22 protein-coding genes and 2 pseudogenes are annotated in these 20,593 nt (G+C 49.4%); 11 read left to right on the top strand and 13 right to left on the bottom strand.

The genetic code is table 11. The features are described 5' to 3' along the window. The first annotated feature begins 130 nt into the window (after positions 1–130). The 7 genes from MJ768_RS15385 to MJ768_RS07760 all read left to right on the top strand — a co-directional run bounded on the left by MJ768_RS15385 (position 131) and on the right by MJ768_RS07760 (position 6,431). Positions 131–289 (top strand): hypothetical protein, encoded by a 159-nt coding sequence (locus MJ768_RS15385; RefSeq protein ID WP_445082979.1) that lies wholly within the window; start codon positions 131–133, stop codon positions 287–289. A 129-nt stretch (positions 290–418) separates the two neighbouring features. After that, positions 419–676, top strand: coding sequence for a hypothetical protein (locus MJ768_RS07735; protein WP_239289860.1), 258 nt, complete (start codon positions 419–421; stop codon positions 674–676). 158 nt (positions 677–834) lie between these two features. Continuing rightward, positions 835–2,325 (top strand): FAD-linked oxidase C-terminal domain-containing protein, encoded by a 1,491-nt coding sequence (locus MJ768_RS07740; RefSeq protein ID WP_239289870.1) that lies wholly within the window; start codon positions 835–837, stop codon positions 2,323–2,325. Then, positions 2,325–3,389: a glycolate oxidase subunit GlcE gene (gene glcE, locus MJ768_RS07745; protein ID WP_239289872.1), complete on the top strand. Its 1,065-nt coding sequence runs from the start codon at positions 2,325–2,327 to the stop codon at positions 3,387–3,389. Before MJ768_RS07740 ends, glcE begins: the two co-directional genes overlap by 1 nt. A 5-nt stretch (positions 3,390–3,394) precedes the next feature. Beyond that, complete coding sequence (glcF, locus tag MJ768_RS07750; RefSeq protein WP_239289874.1) at positions 3,395–4,639, top strand: glycolate oxidase subunit GlcF; 1,245 nt, start codon at positions 3,395–3,397, stop codon at positions 4,637–4,639. Positions 4,640–4,872: 233 nt separating this feature from the next. Continuing rightward, entirely contained in the window at positions 4,873–6,054 is a 1,182-nt protein-coding gene (locus MJ768_RS07755) for a pyridoxal-phosphate-dependent aminotransferase family protein (RefSeq protein ID WP_239289876.1), read from the top strand. Between the two features lie 236 nt (positions 6,055–6,290). Continuing rightward, positions 6,291–6,431: a hypothetical protein gene (locus tag MJ768_RS07760; protein ID WP_239289878.1), complete on the top strand. Its 141-nt coding sequence runs from the start codon at positions 6,291–6,293 to the stop codon at positions 6,429–6,431. 200 nt (positions 6,432–6,631) lie between these two features. Here MJ768_RS07760 and MJ768_RS07765 read toward each other — a convergent pair whose 3' ends face one another. Then, positions 6,632–7,033 (bottom strand): YajD family HNH nuclease, encoded by a 402-nt coding sequence (locus MJ768_RS07765; protein ID WP_256449841.1) that lies wholly within the window; start codon positions 7,031–7,033, stop codon positions 6,632–6,634. A 278-nt stretch (positions 7,034–7,311) separates the two neighbouring features. On the opposite strand from MJ768_RS07765, the gene MJ768_RS07770 reads away from it, so the two are divergent. Beyond that, positions 7,312–7,740, top strand: a complete 429-nt coding sequence (locus tag MJ768_RS07770) for a glycine zipper 2TM domain-containing protein (RefSeq protein WP_239289888.1) — start codon at positions 7,312–7,314, stop codon at positions 7,738–7,740. Between the two features lie 50 nt (positions 7,741–7,790). Here the strand turns inward: MJ768_RS07770 and MJ768_RS07775 are convergent, their stop codons facing one another. After that, positions 7,791–8,072 (bottom strand): hypothetical protein, encoded by a 282-nt coding sequence (locus tag MJ768_RS07775; protein ID WP_239289890.1) that lies wholly within the window; start codon positions 8,070–8,072, stop codon positions 7,791–7,793. 691 nt (positions 8,073–8,763) lie between these two features. Between MJ768_RS07775 and MJ768_RS07780 the strand changes: the two genes are divergently transcribed. After that, a complete protein-coding gene (locus tag MJ768_RS07780; protein WP_239289892.1) occupies positions 8,764–9,030 on the top strand; it encodes a helix-turn-helix domain-containing protein in 267 nt (88 codons plus the stop codon). Between the two features lie 34 nt (positions 9,031–9,064). Here the strand turns inward: MJ768_RS07780 and MJ768_RS15390 are convergent. Beyond that, a pseudogene (locus MJ768_RS15390) lies at positions 9,065–9,205 on the bottom strand (transposase); the annotation flags it as partial. Between the two features lie 410 nt (positions 9,206–9,615). Here MJ768_RS15390 and MJ768_RS07785 point away from each other — a divergent pair. Together MJ768_RS07785 and mobA are read left to right on the top strand one after the other, a co-directional pair. After that, entirely contained in the window at positions 9,616–10,353 is a 738-nt protein-coding gene (locus MJ768_RS07785; protein WP_239289894.1) for an ankyrin repeat domain-containing protein, read from the top strand. 156 nt (positions 10,354–10,509) lie between these two features. Further along, on the top strand, positions 10,510–11,193 hold the full coding sequence (mobA, locus tag MJ768_RS07790; RefSeq protein ID WP_239289896.1) for a molybdenum cofactor guanylyltransferase MobA: 684 nt from the start codon (positions 10,510–10,512) through the stop codon (positions 11,191–11,193). A 62-nt stretch (positions 11,194–11,255) separates the two neighbouring features. Here the strand turns inward: mobA and MJ768_RS07795 are convergent, their stop codons facing one another. The 10 genes and pseudogenes from MJ768_RS07795 to flhB form a co-directional block, all read right to left on the bottom strand. Next, a complete protein-coding gene (locus tag MJ768_RS07795; protein WP_239289900.1) occupies positions 11,256–12,239 on the bottom strand; it encodes a glucokinase in 984 nt (327 codons plus the stop codon). Between the two features lie 5 nt (positions 12,240–12,244). Further along, positions 12,245–12,382 carry a hypothetical protein gene (locus MJ768_RS07800; RefSeq protein ID WP_239289901.1) on the bottom strand — a complete coding sequence of 46 codons (138 nt, stop codon included), beginning with the start codon at positions 12,380–12,382 and terminating at the stop codon, positions 12,245–12,247. A gap of 28 nt (positions 12,383–12,410) precedes the next feature. Beyond that, positions 12,411–12,512: pseudogene (locus tag MJ768_RS07805) on the bottom strand (IS3 family transposase); the annotation flags it as partial. Further along, the gene (gene motD / locus MJ768_RS07810; protein ID WP_239289902.1) at positions 12,497–13,270 is read right to left on the bottom strand and encodes a flagellar motor protein MotD; all 774 of its coding nucleotides are present in this window, start codon (positions 13,268–13,270) and stop codon (positions 12,497–12,499) included. The gene motD and the pseudogene MJ768_RS07805, both read right to left, overlap by 16 nt. A 3-nt stretch (positions 13,271–13,273) precedes the next feature. Then, entirely contained in the window at positions 13,274–14,014 is a 741-nt protein-coding gene (locus tag MJ768_RS07815) for a flagellar motor protein (RefSeq protein ID WP_239289903.1), read from the bottom strand. Continuing rightward, complete coding sequence (locus MJ768_RS07820; RefSeq protein ID WP_239289904.1) at positions 14,014–14,724, bottom strand: RNA polymerase sigma factor FliA; 711 nt, start codon at positions 14,722–14,724, stop codon at positions 14,014–14,016. The genes MJ768_RS07815 and MJ768_RS07820 overlap by 1 nt, the downstream gene beginning before the upstream one ends. A gap of 317 nt (positions 14,725–15,041) precedes the next feature. Next, positions 15,042–15,920: a MinD/ParA family ATP-binding protein gene (locus tag MJ768_RS07825; protein ID WP_239289905.1), complete on the bottom strand. Its 879-nt coding sequence runs from the start codon at positions 15,918–15,920 to the stop codon at positions 15,042–15,044. Further along, positions 15,910–17,124: a flagellar biosynthesis protein FlhF gene (flhF, locus tag MJ768_RS07830; RefSeq protein ID WP_239289906.1), complete on the bottom strand. Its 1,215-nt coding sequence runs from the start codon at positions 17,122–17,124 to the stop codon at positions 15,910–15,912. The genes MJ768_RS07825 and flhF overlap by 11 nt, the downstream gene beginning before the upstream one ends. Further along, positions 17,121–19,205: a flagellar biosynthesis protein FlhA gene (flhA, locus tag MJ768_RS07835; RefSeq protein ID WP_239289907.1), complete on the bottom strand. Its 2,085-nt coding sequence runs from the start codon at positions 19,203–19,205 to the stop codon at positions 17,121–17,123. The genes flhF and flhA overlap by 4 nt, the downstream gene beginning before the upstream one ends. Next, positions 19,202–20,353, bottom strand: coding sequence for a flagellar biosynthesis protein FlhB (gene flhB, locus MJ768_RS07840; protein ID WP_239289908.1), 1,152 nt, complete (start codon positions 20,351–20,353; stop codon positions 19,202–19,204). The genes flhA and flhB overlap by 4 nt, the downstream gene beginning before the upstream one ends. Between the last annotated feature and the right edge of the window lie 240 nt (positions 20,354–20,593).

Here is a 20,593-nt window from a genome sequence, read left to right on the forward strand (position 1 = left end):
ATGAAATGAAGCCCAAACATTACAGGTAGTAGAACGATTAGTTGCGTTACCGACGTATTGATGTGGCAAAAGGCACATACTTTTTAACTGTAAATCTAGCTGAACGGCGTTAGACGTACAAACCGGCGCGATCAAGCTTATTCAGAGATTCGGTTCGGCGGCCAATCTCAACATCCACATGTATTGCCTGATACGTGATGGCTTTATCACATCCAAAATGGCGTGCCGGAGTTCCACGGCGTGCGCATACCGATTTTGTAAATATCTGATTACTGGCCGGTATGGTTGACGACTAAACCGTTTCCCGGTACATTCAGTTTTGGTGAAAAAGGGCGTTTATTTTTTCCTAGACACTGAACAAAAAATGTAATCAAATTTGGAATTAATAATCCAGCCAACTCAACACAAAGGAAAAAATATGTTCAGCAAAATTTTGGTAACAATGGCAATGGTCGGTTCAATGGCTTTATTCTCACAAGTAGCTCTTGCCAAAATTGGCGATGCTTGTAACAAAGACAACGCTACGACAGTATGTGACGCTAAGAAAAATGAAGCCTGCCTTTTGGCAGTTACTCCATCTAAATGTATCGCGCTTCATTCACTTCCAAAAGGTACGGCATGTGTGAAACCTGCAGTATGTTCATCAGACAAATGCACAGCTGGTAAATGCGAGTAATTAGCTCTTGATGAGATAGTTTGTAGTTGAGACTACCCGAATCTTCGAGATTTATTGTTTTAATAAATTTCGGAGATTCGGGTTTTTTCATTGATGGGCACAGCATGTCAAACTCTGCTGAAATCCCGCATCCTGTTAATTTTCTATATTAATTTTTCATGCCAGTATTAGAAGATGGATTGCCATGCAATCACGGCGCGCATGAAGATCTGATCCGTAAACTGCGAAAGCTGTTACCGCCAGAGGCCGTACTCACCGACAAAGAAGATCTACGCCCGTTCGAGTGCGACGGGCTATCGGTTTACCGACGTCTGCCCTTGGTAGTGGCTCTGCCCGAAACTATTGCTCAGGTACAGGACATCATGCGTCTGTGTCATGCTTTGCAGGTGCCCGTTGTGGCGCGCGGTGCAGGCACCGGTTTGTCTGGTGGCGCTCTGCCTTTGTCTGATGGTGTGCTGCTGAGTCTGGCAAAATTCAAACGCATACTCCATATCGATCCGGAAAATGCGATTGCCACTTTGCAGCCGGGTGTGCGCAATCTGGCAATTTCCGAGGCCGCCGCCGCGTATGGCTTGTATTACGCGCCTGATCCTTCCTCGCAGATTGCCTGCACCATTGGCGGCAATGTCGCGGAAAATTCCGGCGGGGTGCATTGCCTGAAATATGGCCTGACGGTACACAACATCCTGATGCTGAAAGTAGTGACGATGGATGGGGAGTTGCTGACCATCGGCGCTGAAACACTGGATTCTCCGGGGTATGATCTGCTGGCATTGATGGCTGGCTCGGAGGGGATGCTGGCGGTGATCGTCGAGGTTACCGTAAAACTACTGGCCAAGCCGGAGCGCGCGCAAGTTTTGCTGGCGGCCTTTGATGATGTCTTCAAAGCCGGGGAAGCGGTCGGAGCGATAATTGCTGCCGGTATTATTCCGGCCGGTCTGGAAATGATGGACAAGGTGGCGATTCAGGCGGCGGAAGATTATGCGCATGCCGGTTACCCTCGTGATGCAGAGGCGATTTTGCTGTGCGAACTGGATGGCACCAATGCGGAAGTATCCGAGCACATCATGGAAGTGCGCGAAATATTGCACCAGAGTGGCGCGACCGAGGTGCGCACTGCCGTTAACGAAGCAGAGCGACAGCTGTTCTGGAAGGGGCGTAAATCAGCCTTCCCCGCAGTGGGGCGCATTTCGCCGGATTATTACTGTATGGATGGCACGATTCCACGGCGTCAATTGCCGCATGTATTGCGCCAGATCAGTTTATGGTCGGAAGAATATGGCTTGCCGGTGGCGAATGTGTTTCATGCCGGAGATGGCAATCTGCATCCGCTGATATTATTCGATGCCAATAAGGACGGCGAGTTGGCACGTACGGAGGAATTCGGTCAGCGTATATTGCAACTATGCGTTGAAGTGGGCGGATCTATCACCGGCGAGCATGGCGTCGGCATGGAAAAAATTAATCAGATGTGTATCCAGTTCAAAACGGCTGAACTCAGCCAATTCCATGCGGTTAAAGCCGCTTTCGATCCTGCAGGCTTGCTCAATCCCGGGAAAGCCGTGCCCACCCTGCAGCGCTGCGCAGAATTTGGCGCTATGCACGTCCATCACGGACAGCTGCCCCATGCTGAGCTGGAACGCTTCTGATGTTGGAGCGCGATATCAGTGAGGCACTGCAACAGCAGGTGCACAACGCAGTCGTTAACGGGACACCGCTCAAAATCGAAGGCGGCAATACCAAAGCATTTTTAGGACGAGAGATTCACGGCGAAATTCTGGATGTCAGCGGTCATCGCGGCATTGTCGAACATGATCCGCGCGAGTTGGTTTTGACTGCACGCAGCGGCACGCCGCTCAAGGAAATTGAAGCTGCGTTGGCTGAAGCCGGACAGATGCTGGCATTCGAGCCGCCGCATTTTGGTGACAATGCCACGTTGGGTGGCACCATTGCCTGCGGTCTGTCCGGGCCGCGCCGTTCTTTTTGCGGCTCCGCACGCGATTTTGTATTGGGCTGCAAGCTGATCAACGGCAAGGGCGAGATATTGCGCTTCGGTGGTCAGGTGATAAAAAACGTGGCGGGTTACGATGTCTCGCGTTTGATGGTCGGTGCATACGGCACGCTGGGCGTGCTGCTGGAAATCAGCTTGAAAGTGCTGCCGCGCCCGGCGGCGAGTCACACTCTGATACAGGAATGCACTCAAGCTGAAGCCATCAGCAAAATGAGCCGCTTGCTGTCCCAGCCCGTGCCCGTCGATGCGGCCTGTTATCATGCGGGGCACTGTTATCTGCGCCTGTCCGGCAGCGAGCAAGCCGTCAAGCATGCCCATGAGCATTTGGGCGGCGAAGTGATAGAAAAGTCAGAACCCTTCTGGCATGCCTTGCGCGAACATCATCTGCCATTTTTTGGTGCTGCGAAACCGCTGTATCGCATAATGATAAAGCCCGCCATGCCTCCTTTAGAAATTGCCGGCGAATGGTTGCTCGATTGGGGCGGTGCGCAGCGTTGGCTAGTGAGTGACGAACCGATTGCGTTTATACGCGAACGCGTCGCTAAAGTAGGCGGACATGTCACCCAGTTCCGGGGTAGCGAACACAATGGCGAAATATTTCAGCCGCTCGCCACGCCCTTGCTCGTCATTCATCAACGCCTGAAATCCAGTTTAGATCCACACGGAATTTTTAACCGGGGGCGCATTTACGCCAACTTGTAAGCCATATGCAAACCGCCATTTCTCCAGAACTCCTTGTTAATCCCGACATCGCCGAAGCCAATGCGATTCTGCGTTCTTGCGTGCACTGCGGATTTTGCAATGCCACTTGCCCCACCTATCAGTTGCTCGGCAACGATCTGGATGGCCCGCGTGGGCGTATTTATCTTATCAAGGAAATGCTGGAAGGCAATCAATCCAGCGAGAAGACGCAATTGCATCTGGACCGTTGCCTGACCTGCCGCGCCTGTGAAACCACCTGTCCATCCGGAGTGCAGTATGGCCGGTTGATTGACATCGGGCGGCAAGTCATCGAGGAACGCGCACCGCGTCCGCTGTGGCAAAAAATTGTGCGGCGCAGTCTGCTGGCAGTGCTGCCGTATCTCAAGCGTTTTGCGTTCGTGCTTGGCATTAGCCGCGTGGTGTATCCATTATTACCACTCTCTTTGCAACGTAAAATCCCGGCCCAACGACGGGCACAGTCAGCTCGTCCGCACGCAATTCATCCGCGCAGCATGCTGGTATTGGAAGGTTGTGTGCAATCGCTGAGTGCGCCAAATATCAACACTGCCGCTGCATGCGTGCTGGATAAATTGGGCATTTCTTTAATCAGCGCGCCTAGGGCCGGCTGCTGTGGCGCACTGAACCAGCACTTGGCTGACATTAATGGGGCACATGACATGATGCGCCGCAATATTGACGCCTGGTGGCCATATATTGAACAAGGCGCAGAGGCTATTGTGATGAGTTCAAGCGGCTGCGGCCTGATGGTGAAAGAATATGGCGTTACGCTGAAACACGATCCAGACTATGCCGCGAAGGCGGCACGCATCAGCGAACTTACACGCGACTTGAGCGAAATTCTGGGCCGCGAAGATTTGAGTGCCTTAGCCGATGTCGGCAAAGGTGTGCGCGTCGCTTATCAATCGTCTTGCACCTTGCAGCATGGACAAAAACTGCCTGGCGTTGTGGAAACTATCCTGCGAAACTGCGGCTATACGCTTACGCCAGTTGCGGACAGCCATCTATGCTGTGGCGCTGCGGGCACTTATACCCTGATGCAACCCGCGTTGTCGCAGCAGCTGCTGGAAAATAAATTGAGTGCGCTGCAACAGGGCGCGGCCGAGGTCATCGCCACTGCCAACATCGGCTGCCAGCTACATTTGGAAAGTGCAGCCCGCTTGCCGGTGAAACACTGGATCGAGCTATTGCAACCATTTTCCCAACAAGGGGCGCCTGAAGAGCACCTCTGAAAATCCAATTTTGCGAGCAGCAGCTTTGCGGCTTGCCTGCTTACCCCATTTCGTCGCAATACGGCGTTACTCGAAAAAAATTATCGCTTACATATTAACTATATGCCGCACTCAAATTTTTTTAGTCGTGCCTTGTCTTGCTTAGAAACTTGAATTTCTAGAGGCGCCCTGAAAGCAGTGAAAAAAGTTAAAATGCCGGATTTAACGAATCGCAACCCGCAAGGAGAAAAAGCATGGCAATAAAATCGTTCCATCCCCCGCAACGCATTCTGATGGGCCCAGGCCCTTCGGATGTCAGCTCACGTGTACTGGAGGCATTGTCGCGCCCCACTATCGGCCATCTTGATCCAGTGTTCGTAACCATGATGGACGAAATGAAAGAGCTGTTGAAGTACGCTTTTCAGACTAAAAATGAATTGACTATGCCCGTTTCCGCCCCCGGCTCGGCCGGAATGGAAACCTGCTTCGTTAATCTGGTGGAACCCGGCGACAAAGTCATCGTATGTCAGAACGGCGTATTCGGCGGACGTATGAAGGAAAACGTTGAGCGCTGCGGCGGTATTGCAGTGATGGTGCAGGACGATTGGGGACGCGCAGTCGACCCACAAAAAGTTGAAGATGCACTCAAGGCTAATCCTGATACCAAGATCATTGCGTTTGTGCACGCAGAAACTTCCACAGGTGCCCTGTCTGACGCTAAAACCTTGGTGGCGCTTGCTCATAAACATGGTTGCTTGGCCATCGTGGACGCAGTCACTTCACTCGCCGGCTCGCCACTCAAGGTCGACGAATGGGAAATAGACGCTATTTATTCCGGCACGCAAAAATGTCTCTCCTGCACGCCAGGGCTATCCCCAGTCAGCTTCAGTGCGCGCGCGCTGGAGAAAATCAAGATTCGCAAGAGCAAAGTACAAAGCTGGTTCCTGGATTTGAATCTGGTCATGAGCTATTGGGGCGGTTCAACCAAACGCGCCTACCACCACACCGCACCGATCAACGCACTATATGGCCTGCACGAAGCATTGGTGATATTGCAGGAAGAAGGCCTGGAAAATTCATGGGCTCGTCATACTAAAAATCACCTTGCCCTGCGCGCCGGCCTGGAAGCAATGGGATTGAAGTTCGTGGTGCCAGAATCTGAACGTCTGCCGCAATTGAATGCCCTTACTATTCCAGATGGTGTGGACGATGCCGCCGTGCGCTCCACCCTGCTAAACGATTATCAACTGGAAATTGGCGCGGGTCTGGGCGTAATGGCAGGCAAGGTGTGGCGCATAGGCTTGATGGGTTACGCCAGCAATCAGAGCAATATTTTGGTATGCCTCGGTGCGCTGGATGACGTGTTAGGCAGGATGAAGGCACCGGTTCAGCATGGCGTGGCAGTAGCTGCAGCGCAAAAAGTACTGGCGGGCTGATTTGTTTATACGGCCTTCAATGGATACTGAGGGGTAAATAAATATAATAATTATGATGTGAGTGTGAGCAATCATGAGGTATCACAGACATTTTTGATCCGTATATATAATAATATTCGTTTCCCGGAATCCCCCTTTGCTTCAACACAAAGGGGGATTTTTCATGGCGCATTCGGATACGAATGAACAAATGATATAGCGGGCAGCTGTGCACAAACAGGCGCGGCTTATCCACAATGCTCACCAAGGGCGAGGAATACACCGATCAAGGTCAGAACTGCTTTGAGGAGCGCTATCGCGAGCGAGTGCTGCGGCATCTGGTCCAGCGCGCCGAAAAGATGGGAATGAAACTCGTCGTATGGGAACAGGTCGCCTAATATACTAAAAAAAATCAATAGATTAGGAGGTGTTTTTTAAGTGCAGAGCTACTAAGATTGATATTCCCCGAGACCGACGGAAGGCGACACCGTTACGATTTACTGAGCGCCAAATAGGCTCACAGAAAGTCCGGCCTTCATAGTTAATACAATAGAACCATTATGAAAGGCTGCTGCCGCATTTTGATAAATGCCATATATCATTTTTTTAAGATATTTTTAAGGTCTGCGAAAGGATTAAAGGTAGCCAGTGATTCTGGGTTTTGAGCAGCGGAACGACCTGTTGAGTCCTTTATCCGAGAGTGCTCATTTTCATGGCAATAGGTACATAAAAGCTCCCAGTTACTACCATCCGGAGGATTATGGTCATGGTTATTATTCTTGTGGTGGACTTCTAATAATTGAAGATTCTCTCGGGCAAAGGTACGGGCACAACGACCGCAAACCCAAGGATACATCTTGAGTGCTTGCTCTCGATATCCCATAGCCCGCTTCTCTGCATTCTGACGTGCATCAAGTACAATTTTGTCCAGCTTACTATTCTTTGGCGTCATAAGTGTTCGTTTAAATGGAAATAATGCGGTTACTGTGAATTCAGTCATTCGCCCTATACTTCAATGCACGCATCCGCAAAATGAATAATATTTATTATAAGGGGAAATCATTTCCGGTAGGTGACTCGGAAAATAAACGAAATCTGTGATCAACAGTTTCACGAAAAAAGCCACACCCTCAACTAAAAATTAAGGATGCCGATAACAAAAGTTAAAGTAATCATGGATACACTATCCAACACTTGCTCGGATGAATTTTATATGTGCTAATGATACGTTGTTATGTTATGTTTTTTTATCTTAACCAAAAAATTTATGGAGGAATCATGAAACGTTCCAAATATTACCTTTCAGCTCGAATCACAATGGTCATATCCATCTTTCTCACCACCGCTTATTTTAGCCAAGTAGCTCAAGCAGCTTGCAATGAGTGCGGTACGGTCACAGATGTGAAGACCATAAAAATTGAAGGGCAGGGAAGCGGTGTTGGCGCTGTCACAGGTGGAGTATTGGGCGGTGTAGTGGGCCACCAAGTTGGAGGGGGAAGAGGTAAGGATTTGGCGACCATTGGGGGGGTTGTAGGCGGCGCTTATGTCGGCCATCAGGTTGAGAAAAAATCAAAATCTGGAACCAGATATCACGTCCTTGTAGAGATGGAGGACGGTTCGAGTAAGACTTTCAAGTATTCTTCTAAAACTAGCTATCAGGTAGGAGATCGTGTCAAGGTAAAGAAAGGCAAGCTGACTCGGGCATAGAAACTGCTTGAAGGGTGCTTCTAGATGGAACCCAGAAACTTACTTCATCGTTAATAGCTCGGACTGTCGTCAAATCTAGACCGGCGCATCCAAAAAAGCACGTTCAGTTGAAAAATTTCCTGCCATGCTTCATCTGGGAAGCCATCCCGATTCAGTCTTCCACCACCACGGCCATTTGGTTGCAACAGGTCGGTGAAATAGGCTTCGCAATGAGGTGAATTCCAGAGTTCGATGATTTTATTAAGGACATGAGGGAATCGTTTCTCAAGCATTTCCGGGTATTTATTTGGTAAACAATCAAGCGTTTCCATGACTATTTTTTTATTAAACATCACTCATCCTCCAATATTGGTTCATCTTGTAGATTTTACCTGGCTCGGTATAACGTCTATGCCGGTTGTAGAGCGTGAATTAATACTCTAATTCTCGTTTTAGTTTCTCTGATGGTGCCAAAATCCAGTAGAACACGCCCTGTAAAAAAATGCCCCTGAACCTAATGGGAACAGGGGCAAATGTCTTAACTAATGGGAGAGGTTAAGACTTCACGTTCAAGGAGGAAAAACGTGGGATAGCTTGCGCTATACTAAACTATAGATAAGGAAATGCTGAAATAGTTCCACCGGATTGCACCTATAGAGACAAACCTACAGCATAAATCATGGAGGCGTAGGTGAATTGATGGATAACTACCTGACAGTACAGTCCAAAATAAGGAGCGAGCGGCATAGTTTAGTGCAATATAATTTAAGTTACATCACCATACAAGCTTAGCAAACTAAGGGGTAGGGCGTTCGAATAGCTCTGGCCGCACCACTAAAATCAAGTTCGCCATTTTGTTCGACGAATGCTTCAGAAATTTAGCTTGTCGGTTTCGTGGATTTAGCTGTGACTTGTAAACACGAAATTCATTACACCCTCTACTAGTGTAGCGCACCATAAATAATAGAATTTATATGAAGGCTCGACCTCTAAAAGCTTATTGCCGAGGAGGTCAGTGCCATGCGTGTTGCCAAGCCAATCCAGTTGAGTTCCGACGATAATCGCCGCCTGCGAGTTCTTTCCAAGCGCAAACGTGTTGAAGCGCGCGTTCAAATTCGCAGTCGCATCGTGCTGTTGGCTGCGGCCGGGATGACGGACAAGGACATCGCGCAGAAGCTTGACATTGGTCGCCGAGTTGCAGCGCGCTGGCGGGCGCGCTTCCTCGCCGCTGGCGTCGATGGACTGTTTCAAGATGCGACGCGCCCTGGTCGTCCGCGCACGGCGCGCAATGCGGGCGTCGCTCTTTTTTGACCGACACGCCAACAGCACTCGTTCCTTTTCTTTTCATCCAATTTTTTAACATGTGACGATTGATGTTCAATTCTACCGCGACCGACTTCACCGTCCGATCGCCTCGAGAATAGACCTTGAATAACGCCTGCTCGATAAATGCTTTTGAGTAACGTATTTCCATTGTTGCCTCCATGCCTCATAGTTAAATTTTGAGGCGACAACTGGCCTGATACAGGGGGGTAGTTAACGATCCATATCCAGCAGATCATTCCACAGGCCTGTGCTTTGAGTCAGTTGTGGCTCTGAAGCGACGTCTGTGTCATGCATAGAGGTCGTTTTCACACATCAGACGTCTCATGGATTCCTTTTAGCGGGGAGGCGGTCATACTATTTTTAAAGCACGCACATGCTACCATAAGCTTTTTTCATGCTGAACCACTACCAACAAGACTCGTTAATTGCGGAATTATACAAAGAGACTTATTATATTTAAGTATGATTATTGATAGACATTTACGTAAATAATTGGGAATTACGCAAAGCAAGCTGCTCACCAGGTAGCTGTCATTGCTATTTAATAATATTTCATCAGGAGATTTTTTCATGGCAATATTGCCAAAAGTAGTACAAAAATTAGCAGATGAAAATAATCCTCTCTTTGGAAAAGCTAAAGCAATTTTATTAGAGGAAGATGCAGGAGCAATTGCTGCAAAAAAAGCAGCTGGTATTGTTCGTTCTGAAGATAATAACGCTCTCTTAGCGGTTAAAGATAATGATGCCCTGATGGCAGCGACATGGGACAACGATTTAGAGGAAATGGAGAGCGCAATAAAACAGGGTGCGGATTTGAATATTCGTGATTTTCTGGGTAAAACGCCCTTGCATTATGTTGCAAGTATAGACGCAGCTAAACTGTTAATTGATGGTGGAGCTGACCTTAATATTTTAGATAATAATAATCGTACTCCATTATTCGAGGTTGATGATCCCAATATTGCCATATTTTTAATTGATTGCGGTGCTAGTTTCAATTTGAAAGATAAAGATAGTTTTACGCCTTTACATTTATGGGTTAATCATCCAAAAGTCGCCAAACGCTTATTGATTGCGGGTGCCAACCCGAATATTCAGCTTGCACGAGGAGGTACATTGTCAAGAGGAGGGATTTATAAAAAGGGGAATACCGCTTTACATTGCGCTAATAATTTAGATACAGCAAAAATTTTAATTGAACATGGCGCAGATATCACGATTAAAAATAAATATGGCTTACTTGCTGAGGAAACGACTACAGCTGAGACCCAAGAATATATTAAATCTGTCAGTATGAATAAGCAGTAACCAAAATTATTTGCAGGACAACCGGGTCCACTTCTCGGCGGGGCGATTGTTTTTCTTAATAATAATTTTGCAATAATAATATTTGCTTGTCACTCCAACTGAATATCTTATTTAAAAAACATAATTTATGTCATTGGTACTAAATCGCAATATGTCATGAGAACTTCTTGGGTTAAATTTGAGAGGCTTCTTGAACCAGCACGGCCCGCGATAACCACTGTAATTCTGGCAGGGGGATTAGGTACTCGTATCGGCGGCGCAAAGGGTTTGCAACCCTTGCGTGGACGAGCGTTAATTGACTGGGTATTAGATTCGGTCAGCCGCCAAAGTGAAGAGGTTTTGATTAATGCGAACGATGAGCACGATGATTATTTGTGCTTCGGCTATCCTGTCATTGCCGATCAGACCCCGAATTGGGCTGGACCGCTTGCCGGGTTGCAGTCCGCACTACGACTTGCACGCAATGATTGGGTTGCGAGTGTTCCTTGTGACACACCATTCCTGCCAGACGATTTGATTGCCCGCTTATATAAAGCAGTTAGCACAACAACTACGGTGGAGGCCTCTGTGGCAGTTGTTGCTGGGAAGCGGCAGCCTACTATTGCCCTCTATCACAAAAACGTACTTCCCAAACTTGATGCCTATCTGAATTCGGGTGGGCGCAAAGTAAATAGCTGGCTAGAAACCTTACATTTGAGCGAAGCGGTATTAGATGATGCAATTGCATTTACTAACATTAACACGCTGGACGATTTGGCACACGCTAACCAGATTGCAGTAAACGTACACTCAAAGGATGCAACTGAGTCATCAATAATCAAGAAAGAAAAATGGGATTAGAAAAACCAGGTGCAAAATTGCCTGGTCTGATGAAACGAATTAAGACGTATCGTAATGTATCTTTAAGCTAGTTGATGTGCTGCCAAATTGGCACCGAGCAAGCCGACTTGTGCATTAGTCACGATGTGCAGCGGCAGGGTGTTGAGCAATTCCACGTAACGGCCTTTGTCTCGAAAGGTGCGCATGAACGCTCCTTGTTGCAGAGTTGTAATGATTTTTGCCGCAATCCCGCCAGCTACATAGACACCACCACGCGGCAACAGAGCCAGCGCTATATTTCCCACGAACGCACCATAAATTTGGACGAACATATCCAGCGCCATGCGTGCGATGGGTTCATCGATCTGCTGGCCAAACCGGCTTATCGCTGCTGCGGCATCACCTTCGCGCATTGCAGTAAACAGCTGTGTTGAAGGCGTGGCTCGACCGCTGTCACGCAGAAAGTCGAAAATCGCTTCCAGCCCGGGGCCAGAGACGATGCGCTCATAGGAGACATGAGCGTAGCGCTGTTGCAAATAACGTAATAGCTCATACTGAGTATTATCGGTGGGAGCGAAATCCATATGCCCACCTTCCGATGGATGTATGGCATAGCCGCCATCCTGCCAAGAGAGCCAAGCCACTCCTAAGCCGGTACCTGCACCGGCCACTATGCGCACTCCCTGTGCTTGCGGTTCGCCTGCCTGAAGGGTAAGCAGATCAGTTGGCTGCAATGCCGCAATGCCAAGCCCCACGGCCTCGAAATCGTTAATCAGGGAGATACGGCCAATGGCAAAGTGTGCGGCAATCGTGTCAGCATCAACTACCCACGGCAGATTTGTTAGCTTTACTCGCCTGCCGGAAACGGGACCAGCCAAGGCAAAGCAGGCAGCGGCAATATCCACCGTGCCTGCCTCACGTAAAAAATCGTCCAAAATTTCTATTAGCCCGGCGTAATTTGCACTGGGATAGGATTTTTGTAGTATTGGTGCGCGCGCTCCGTTTGTTGCACTGATTTGCAACAATGTCTTGGTACCACCGATATCACCCGCAAGTAAATGGTGCACGTTGGTCAGTAGGCCTGTAAATCAGCGACATTTGGATTCAAGGAATGACGCCAGAAATCGTCATCACGGTCGAACAGATGGTAATAAGTGCCACGCGAGCCCCAACTGCCAGCTTGGTAGCCATTGATAAAATCTCGTTCCATCGCCAATACCTTCAAGGATAGTTACTGTATATTGTTGCGTGAAAGCAGCGGGTGACAAGTAGCTAAGGCGGGCCTGCTTCCGCTGCCGGTTGTAAAACATCCCAATGTACTCGGTTATTTCCTGTATTGCTCAAATGAGTTAGGCGCTTGCGCTGATTGCCCGGATGCAGGTGATAATATCGTCACCGTAATCCGGCGATTTCGCGCGCGCCCTTCCGCCGTGTCATTGGATGTAACTGGATAGTTGGCAGCCGAACCTATCGCTTTCAAATGCCTTGACATTAACCCATGTCCGATAAATAAGCGCACTACGCTACTGGCACGTGCAGAAGACAACTCCCAATTGGATGGAAATTGCTGAGTGTTAATGGGGATGTCATCGGTATGTCCTTCGATCTCAATGGCCAGGTCGACTTGCGACAGCACCTTCGCCACTTCGGCCAGAGTGTTTATTGCACCGCCTTGTAATACTGCATCCCCCTGATTGAATAGCGCGCTAGCATTGATTTCCACCGCTACACCGCGATTAGTCTGCATCACGCTGACCTGGCCATTTTTAACCAATGCGTTCATGACTTGATTGATTTTTTTGGCGATGTCCTGCATGGCTTCCTGCTGTTGTTCGACTAACTTGGCGTTCCTCCTGTCCACTAGGGATTTCAGCAATAAGTCCTGCTCGCTGGTTGGAACAATTGCTTCGGATTTGACTATCTGTTTACCAAATGCGGAAGTCAATGAGGCACTGAACATTTGATATTTACTTTCATTCACCGAAGAAATTGCATACATCACTACAAAGAAAGCAAATAGCAGCGTGATAAAATCGGCATATGAGATCAGCCAACGATCATGGTTCTCATGTTCTTTATGTCTTACCCGGCGTGCCATGGCTTAAGGAATAAATCCCTGCAACTTGCTCTCGATGAAACGCGGACTCTCGCCACTAGCAATGGCTATCAGTCCATCTACCAATATTTCACGCATCACTATCTGTTGCAGAATCAACATTTTCAATTTATTGGCCATGGGCAAAAAAACTAGATTCGCAAGTCCCACACCGTAAATGGTAGAAATAAACGCAACCGCAATACCTGCTCCCAGTTTTGACGGTTCGCCAAGACTCTGCATGACATGAATCAACCCAAGTACAGCGCCTAGAATGCCGATAGTCGGCGCATAACCTGCTGCTGATTCCCATACACGCGCAGACTGGAATCGCAATTGTTCATACGTATGATTATCTACCTCCAGTACTTCTCGAATTTTTTCCGCACTGTTGCCATCCACCAGCAGTTGAAGTCCTTTTTTCACAAATGAATCGCTGCTCCTGGCAATGTGTGGTTCCAGAACAAGTATTCCATCCTTGCGCGCCTGTCTACTCCAAGCGGTAATCTGATAAATCAACTTCTGCGGGGATAACGTTGGTGTAACGAACACCCAACGTCCCATTTTGATGCCTGCTAAAAAAACATTTAGTGGGCTTTGCAGCATCACGGCACCCAGAGTGCCGCCGAACACGATGAGAAAAGCCGCGCCCTGAAAAAGAATGGATAGCTCGCCGCCTTCAAGTAATTGCCCGCCTAATATACCGCCCAAGCCAAGCAACAGACCGGCTAAGCTAAGCTTGTCCATTAATGCCCTTTCAACGAACTGCGCAAACGCGCTACCGCTTGGCTGTGCAATTGGCACACCCGCGATTCGCTTACGCCCATCACCTCACCGATTTCGCGCAAGTTCATGTCCTGCTCATAATGCATGCCCATCAATATGCGCTCACGTTCCGGCAAATTTCCGATTGCCTGAATCAACGCGCCGCGAAAACGTTCATCTTGCAGCACTTCGAGCGGATTGGCATCGCTATCAAAGTCATAACGCTCAAAGAAATCCTCCTCACCCTCGCTGTGAAAATCCTCGTAATAGACTAATTGTGCGCCACGCGACGTGAACAACATATGTTGATATTCGGTCAGCGGCATGCCCAGCTCCTGAGCAAGCTCCGTTTCACTTGGCGGCTTACCCAGGCGTTGCTGTAGTTTGCTGATTGCCGCTTCAATTCGGCGCATATCGCGGCGCAAGCTGCGCGGCATCCAATCGGCTTGGCGCAGTTCGTCCAGCATGGAACCGCGGATGCGCTGCGAGGCATAAGTTTCAAACTGCGCGCCACGCAACTCATCATAGCGCCCAGCTGCCTCCAAAAGGCCCATCATGCCAGCCTGTATAAGGTCATCTACGACTATGCTGCTGGGCAATCGCAGCATCAAATGATGCGCAATACGCTTTACTAGCGGCGCATATTCCTTGATGCACTGTTCTTTGTCGCTTAATCCGCTGGCTGTGTACATAATATTTGCTATTGAGATTTACATTGATTATGAAAGGAGTCACTGTAGCAGCCATCATTCTCGTTTCGATAAGCTCAAAACAGGCTGGCTTTGGTGAAACGAGAATCCAAAATTCAAAATACTTTCTTAAAGTTCACGAGATCCTGTCTTTTCGGAAATGACCGGGTTAAGTAAAACATGGCGTAAGAATGGAATTCTAGCGCCATATATTAATTAGATGAAAATTATTGATAAAATTTTTTAAGTGATGCCATATCAAAATGTTGTTTGATTTATAGTGGTGCGCCTCATGTATTTCTCAATAATTTGCGTGTGCCCTAATTCAGGGTACTTACCTGCCGAATCAATCGCTGCATCATATTGGGCAGACCTCCTGACTCCTCGCTCTCAGCAGCGGGCAGCAACATCAGGTTGCGTCCCAGTTCGCCAAATGCCAGCGCAGACTTTGCAGTCGGGAAAACATCAAGAACTGGGCGGCATAATTGTGTCGCACGTTTAAGCTTTTCATCAAACGGAATATAACCTAGATATTCCACGCGTACCTGCAAATGTTGGCGTGCCACCTGCGCTACGTTACTAAATACAAGACGTGCCGCCTGCTCATTACATGCCTTATTAACAACGATCCCAAAGTTCTGGCGCCCATCCTGCATGGCCATGCGCTTGATCAAGGCATAACTTTCAGTGATAGCGGAGGCAGTGGAGTTCAGCACTAGCATTAGCGGCTGATTGGGTGCCAGGCTACCAGAAATATCTGACTCCTTATATGCCGTTGCATCCACCAGTACTACATCAACATCACAGGATGCTTCCGCCAAACTTTCCAGCAAATGCTCACGCTCCTGCGCACACAATGTTGGCAGCGCTTGAATGGCACGTGCTACAGGCAGGATACGTATATTCTGTGAGCCATCATGCAGCATAATCTCGCGCATCGTCTTTCCACGCCGTACAGCATGCAACAAGTCATGATGTGACTTAAGCGCAAGCATGTTACTTACATTGTCGTGCGACTGGCTCTCGTCCAGTATAAGCACCTCTTTACCGGCGCGCGCCAGGGCCGTAGCCAGATTCACCACTACACTGGTCGCACCGAAGCCAGTGCGGGCAGCGGCCACCGTGATCACACGCGTGGAAGCACGAACCAACAGACGGCGCAATCCTTCTGCTTGATCAGTTATGCGTTCAAGTTGCATATTCCTCCCGCATTACAGGTGCCGCACCTACTCCCGCCATCAGCGCAGGGAATTCCAGCTCATGCAAAGCGAACGGAGCCTCTTTAGCAGATTGTTTGAAGGCGCGATGCAACAGATACTCCATGTTCACTTCGTGCAAGTCTTCCGGCACACGTTGTCCATTGGCTATGTAGTGCAATGTCAATTTGTGGCGCATTGCTACATCCAGTACCGTACCAAAGGTTACCGCTTCGTCCAGTTTCGTGGGGATGCAACCAATTACCCCTGCGCCGTTGTACATGCACACCACATCATTTAGGGTGTCGCCGCTGCTGGTGGCATTAAGCAACAATAGACGTTGCACTCCAGTAGCATTGAACATTTCGGCTTGGGCTGCCATGCGACTATCGCGCTGCCCCATACCGATGGTATCAATCAGCACCAAATGTTTTTGCTTCAGGCCGGACAAGGTGAGACGTAAATCTTCGGTATCGCGCACTGTATGTACTGTCACACCGAGTATTTTGCCATAAATGCGCAATTGTTCATGCGCACCAATTCTATAGCTGTCGGTGGTAAGTAATGCCACCTTGTCTGCTCCATATCGAACCACTGCACGTGCCGCCAGCTTGGCAGTGGTGGTGGTTTTTCCAACGCCGGTGGGACCTACCAGTGCAACCACGCCGCCGCGCACGATTAAATCTTCTTGCTTCGTGGCGATACGCAGGTTGTTTCCCAGCACTCGACGCACCCATTCCATATTGGCCGTAGCGGGCATCTTGTCAATCATCTGGCGCGACAGGGCTGGGCTAAATCCGGCATTCAGCAGATCGCGCAACATACGAGTGCGTTTAGGGTCGCGCTGCTGCCTGTCCGACCACGATAGACAGTCCATCTGTTCCTGCATCATATTGCGCATGAACTTGATCTCACTGAGGATGCCTTGCTGTTCCAGTTGCATTGTAGATATGGATGATATTGCAGGCTCTGCCATAACTGCGACAGGTGCGCGCTCCTTCGTAACTATCGCTGCCCGGGCTGATATGGGAGCCGGTTGCCTGGATTCATGTGTCAACTGGGCAAATTCTGCGTTGGCCAGCGCCATAATCTCTACCCCACCGTCCACCTTACGGTTGGATAGGATAACCGCATCAGCGCCCATCTCAATGCGTATCAGCCGCAATGCTTCGCGCGAAGTTGTGGCCACAAATTTTTTCATGTTCATGCTCTTCCTCCTACCATTGAAGTTACCCGTACCGCCTTGAAGCCGGGTACTTCCTCATGCGAAATTACTTTGAGTTGCGGCAACGCACGTTTCAGAAAACGTGCCAGCAAATCGCGTAGCTGTCCCGGCACCAACAGCACCGTGGGCAGCCCTAATTGTTCTTGCAGCTGTGCAGCAGTTCGCGCCTCACGCAGAAGAGTGTCGGCCAATCCGGGTTCGATAGCCAAATTGCTGCCGCCCGTCTGCATGGCCTGCATCAAGATATATTCCAGCTCTTTGTCCATGCCGATGACCTGCAATTCCTGCGCCGCAGGGTAGAACTGCTGCACGATGGCTGGGCCAAGCGCGACACGCACTAAGGCGGTAAGATGGTGTGCGTCCTGTGTCTGAGCGGCACACTCCGCCAACGTTTCCAATATGGTACGCATGTCACGGATATGCATTCCTTCGTCGAGCAAGTTCTGCATCACCTTCTGCACTGTAGAAAGCGGCAGCAATTTAGGGATAAGATCTTCGGTCAACTTAGGTGACAGTTTGCTCAAATGATCGAACAATTGCTGTAATTCCTGTCGACCCAGTAGTTCAGCGGAATGGGTATGGATGAGATGGCTTAGATGGGTGGCGATAACCGTGCTGGCATCAACCACCGTATAGCCCATAGACTGTGCCTGCTCGCGCATTGCCGTATCTACCCAAGTAGCAGGCAGGCCGAATGCCGGGTCATGCGTCTGAGTACCGGGTAACACACCGCTAACGCTGCCGGGATTAATCGCCAGATGCATATTGGGAAAGGCATCGCCCGTGCCAATTTCAACCCCCTTCAGGGTAATGCGGTAAGAATTCGGGCGCAGGTCGAGATTGTCGCGGATATGCACTGCAGGCGGCAAGAATCCGATGTCATGTGTAAATTTCTTGCGTATCCCCTTAATGCGTCGCAATAGGTCGCCGTCCTGTGCTTTATCAACCAGCGCGATAAGACGATACCCGACTTCCAGTCCCAGTATGTCCACTTGCGACACATCTTCCCAGCTAGCCTCATTAGTTTCCGATGGTGGTGCCACAATACTTGCAGCTTCAGGCTTTTGCTCGACTGTCTTGGTGCGCTGCATGATGAAATAAGCCAGACCGCCCAGGGCGCCAGCTAGCAACAAGAAAGAGAAATGCGGCATGTTAGGAATCAGACCCAGCATGCCGATGATGCCCGCAGTTAAAATCAGCACCTGCGGTTGGCTAAATAACTGCCCAACGATTTGCTGGCTGATATTCTCTTCAGTGGATACACGGCTCACCATCATGCCGGCGGCGGTAGAAATAACAAGTGCCGGAATTTGCGCCACCAAACCATCGCCGATGGCTAGCAGGGTATAATTGTTGGCGGCAGTAGCTATGTCCAGGTTGTGTTGGAATACGCCAATGATCAATCCGCCGATGACATTGATAAAAATGATGATAATGCCCGCTACCGCATCGCCACGCACGAACTTGCTGGCTCCATCCATTGAGCCATAGAAATCCGCCTCCTGCGAAATAGCAGCACGCCGCCGCCGCGCCTCTTCTTCGCCAATCAGCCCGGCATTAAGGTCGGCGTCAATCGCCATCTGCTTGCCAGGCATCGCATCCAATGTGAAGCGTGCTCCCACCTCAGCGATACGTCCTGCACCCTTGGTAATCACCACAAAGTTAATCACCACCAGAATGATGAACACTACTATGCCGACTGCGTAATTGCCGCCCACCAGGAAATGGCCGAATGCTTCAATCACTTTGCCCGCAGCTCCAGGGCCAGTATGGCCTTCCAGCAGCACCACACGAGTGGAAGCCACGTTGAGCGAAAGGCGCAGCAGTGTGGTAATCAGCAGGACGGTTGGGAATACAGCGAAATCCAGAATCTTGACGGTGTGCATGCTTACCAGCAATACCATAACAGCCAGTGCAATATTGAAGGTAAACAAAATATCAAGCAGAAATGGCGGCAGCGGCAACACCATCATCGCCAGAATCATTACGATCAGCACAGGCCCAGCCATGCTGCGCAAACCAATACGCTTGATTAAATTTTGTATGGTCAATAAGTTAATCATATAGATCCTTCTCCATCAGATGCGGGATCAAGTTGTGGCGGCACCGGCAAGTCATGTGGAGCATCCGGCATGACACCACTACCTTGGCGATAACGGCGCAATTGATAAACGTAGGCCAATACTTCCGCTACGGCGTTGTATAACGCTTCGGGGATGGCCTGCCCCAACTCGGTATGCTTGTGCAAGGCGCGCGCCAGTGGTGGTGCTTCAAGGATAGGCACATTATTCTTTATGGCAATTTCACGGATGCGTGCAGCAAGCAGATGGGATCCTTTGGCCACCACGACAGGCGCGCCCATCCCTTTTTCGCTGTAACTCAATGCTACGGCATAGTGTGTAGGATTGGTCACCACCACGTCGGCAGTCGGAATGTTCGCCATCATGCGGCGGCGTGCCATTTCGCGCTGCATGCTGCGAATGCGTCCCTTGACCTGTGGATCACCCTCGGATTCCCTGGCTTCCTGACGCACCTCTTCCTTGGTCATCTTCAATTTTTTGTTGTGTTCCCACAACTGGAAGGGGACATCCACTGACGCAATCAGAAACATGCCACCCATAATAGTGACGAAGCTCATCCACAACAGATAGCCTAGATGAGGCAAGGCAGCAATTAACGGTTCCGCTACCAACATCATCACCGAGTCCTTGTTGTGCCAGATAGCCCACGCTCCTATTCCACCTACCACCAGCGATTTGGCAATAGCCTTGCCAAGTTCGACCAGGCTATTAATCGAGAACATGCGGCCTATACCTGCGATCGGATTGAGTTTTGAAAGGTCGGGTTGTAGCGGCTTCAAGCTGAATATCCAGCCATTAAGCAATAGAGGGGACAGCGCGGCAGTAACAAGCAGCAACAATAGAAAAGGCAGAAATGCCACAAGAACTTCCAGAGACAGCGTGTGCAAGCGTGGCAATAGCAAATCGGCATTGAAAGCCAGTGTGGCATCAAGAGTCAGGCCGTCACGCAACAGCTTGGTTAGTTGCGCAGACAGTGCAGAACCCATCAACCATAGCCCGGCACCACCTGCAAACAGCACAGAGAAAGTAGACAATTCGCGCGAACGCGCTGCCTGACCTTCTTCACGGGCCTGATCCAGGCGCCGCTGTGAGGGTTGTTCCGTTTTTTCGAGATCGCTGTCTTCTGACATGACTTATTACTCCACTGACTATAGCGATTATCAGCAATCTGGAAGAACACAACACGACGAATAAAGCGGGTTTTACGGTGTATTTCACTCTCTGAATGAGAAGGGAAGTCAATGCGTACAAGCTATGAGGTGAGGCGGATTCAACTCTGTAGTGAATGAGATTAATAATTTTGGTAAAATATGCGGTTAAGGAAACACTGATTTATTCCACCGCACTTCACTGAACTTCGCCACCATGAT

The sequence above is a fragment of the Candidatus Nitrotoga sp. 1052 genome, assembly GCF_927312905.1.
Taxonomy (GTDB): Bacteria; Pseudomonadota; Gammaproteobacteria; order Burkholderiales; family Gallionellaceae; genus Nitrotoga.

Coding starts and splice junctions, on each gene's coding strand:
- MJ768_RS07735 (WP_239289860.1), top strand. CDS start 419: ATGTTCAGCAAAATTTTGGTAACAATGGCAATGGTCGGTTCAATGGCT.
- MJ768_RS07740 (WP_239289870.1), top strand. CDS start 835: ATGCCAGTATTAGAAGATGGATTGCCATGCAATCACGGCGCGCATGAA.
- glcE (WP_239289872.1), top strand. CDS start 2,325: ATGTTGGAGCGCGATATCAGTGAGGCACTGCAACAGCAGGTGCACAAC.
- glcF (WP_239289874.1), top strand. CDS start 3,395: ATGCAAACCGCCATTTCTCCAGAACTCCTTGTTAATCCCGACATCGCC.
- MJ768_RS07755 (WP_239289876.1), top strand. CDS start 4,873: ATGGCAATAAAATCGTTCCATCCCCCGCAACGCATTCTGATGGGCCCA.
- MJ768_RS07760 (WP_239289878.1), top strand. CDS start 6,291: ATGCTCACCAAGGGCGAGGAATACACCGATCAAGGTCAGAACTGCTTT.
- MJ768_RS07765 (WP_256449841.1), bottom strand. CDS start 7,033: ATGACTGAATTCACAGTAACCGCATTATTTCCATTTAAACGAACACTT.
- MJ768_RS07770 (WP_239289888.1), top strand. CDS start 7,312: ATGAAACGTTCCAAATATTACCTTTCAGCTCGAATCACAATGGTCATA.
- MJ768_RS07775 (WP_239289890.1), bottom strand. CDS start 8,072: ATGTTTAATAAAAAAATAGTCATGGAAACGCTTGATTGTTTACCAAAT.
- MJ768_RS07785 (WP_239289894.1), top strand. CDS start 9,616: ATGGCAATATTGCCAAAAGTAGTACAAAAATTAGCAGATGAAAATAAT.
- mobA (WP_239289896.1), top strand. CDS start 10,510: ATGAGAACTTCTTGGGTTAAATTTGAGAGGCTTCTTGAACCAGCACGG.
- MJ768_RS07800 (WP_239289901.1), bottom strand. CDS start 12,382: ATGGAACGAGATTTTATCAATGGCTACCAAGCTGGCAGTTGGGGCTCG.
- motD (WP_239289902.1), bottom strand. CDS start 13,270: ATGGCACGCCGGGTAAGACATAAAGAACATGAGAACCATGATCGTTGG.
- MJ768_RS07815 (WP_239289903.1), bottom strand. CDS start 14,014: ATGGACAAGCTTAGCTTAGCCGGTCTGTTGCTTGGCTTGGGCGGTATA.
- MJ768_RS07820 (WP_239289904.1), bottom strand. CDS start 14,724: ATGTACACAGCCAGCGGATTAAGCGACAAAGAACAGTGCATCAAGGAA.
- MJ768_RS07825 (WP_239289905.1), bottom strand. CDS start 15,920: ATGCAACTTGAACGCATAACTGATCAAGCAGAAGGATTGCGCCGTCTG.
- flhF (WP_239289906.1), bottom strand. CDS start 17,124: ATGAACATGAAAAAATTTGTGGCCACAACTTCGCGCGAAGCATTGCGG.
- flhA (WP_239289907.1), bottom strand. CDS start 19,205: ATGATTAACTTATTGACCATACAAAATTTAATCAAGCGTATTGGTTTG.
- flhB (WP_239289908.1), bottom strand. CDS start 20,353: ATGTCAGAAGACAGCGATCTCGAAAAAACGGAACAACCCTCACAGCGG.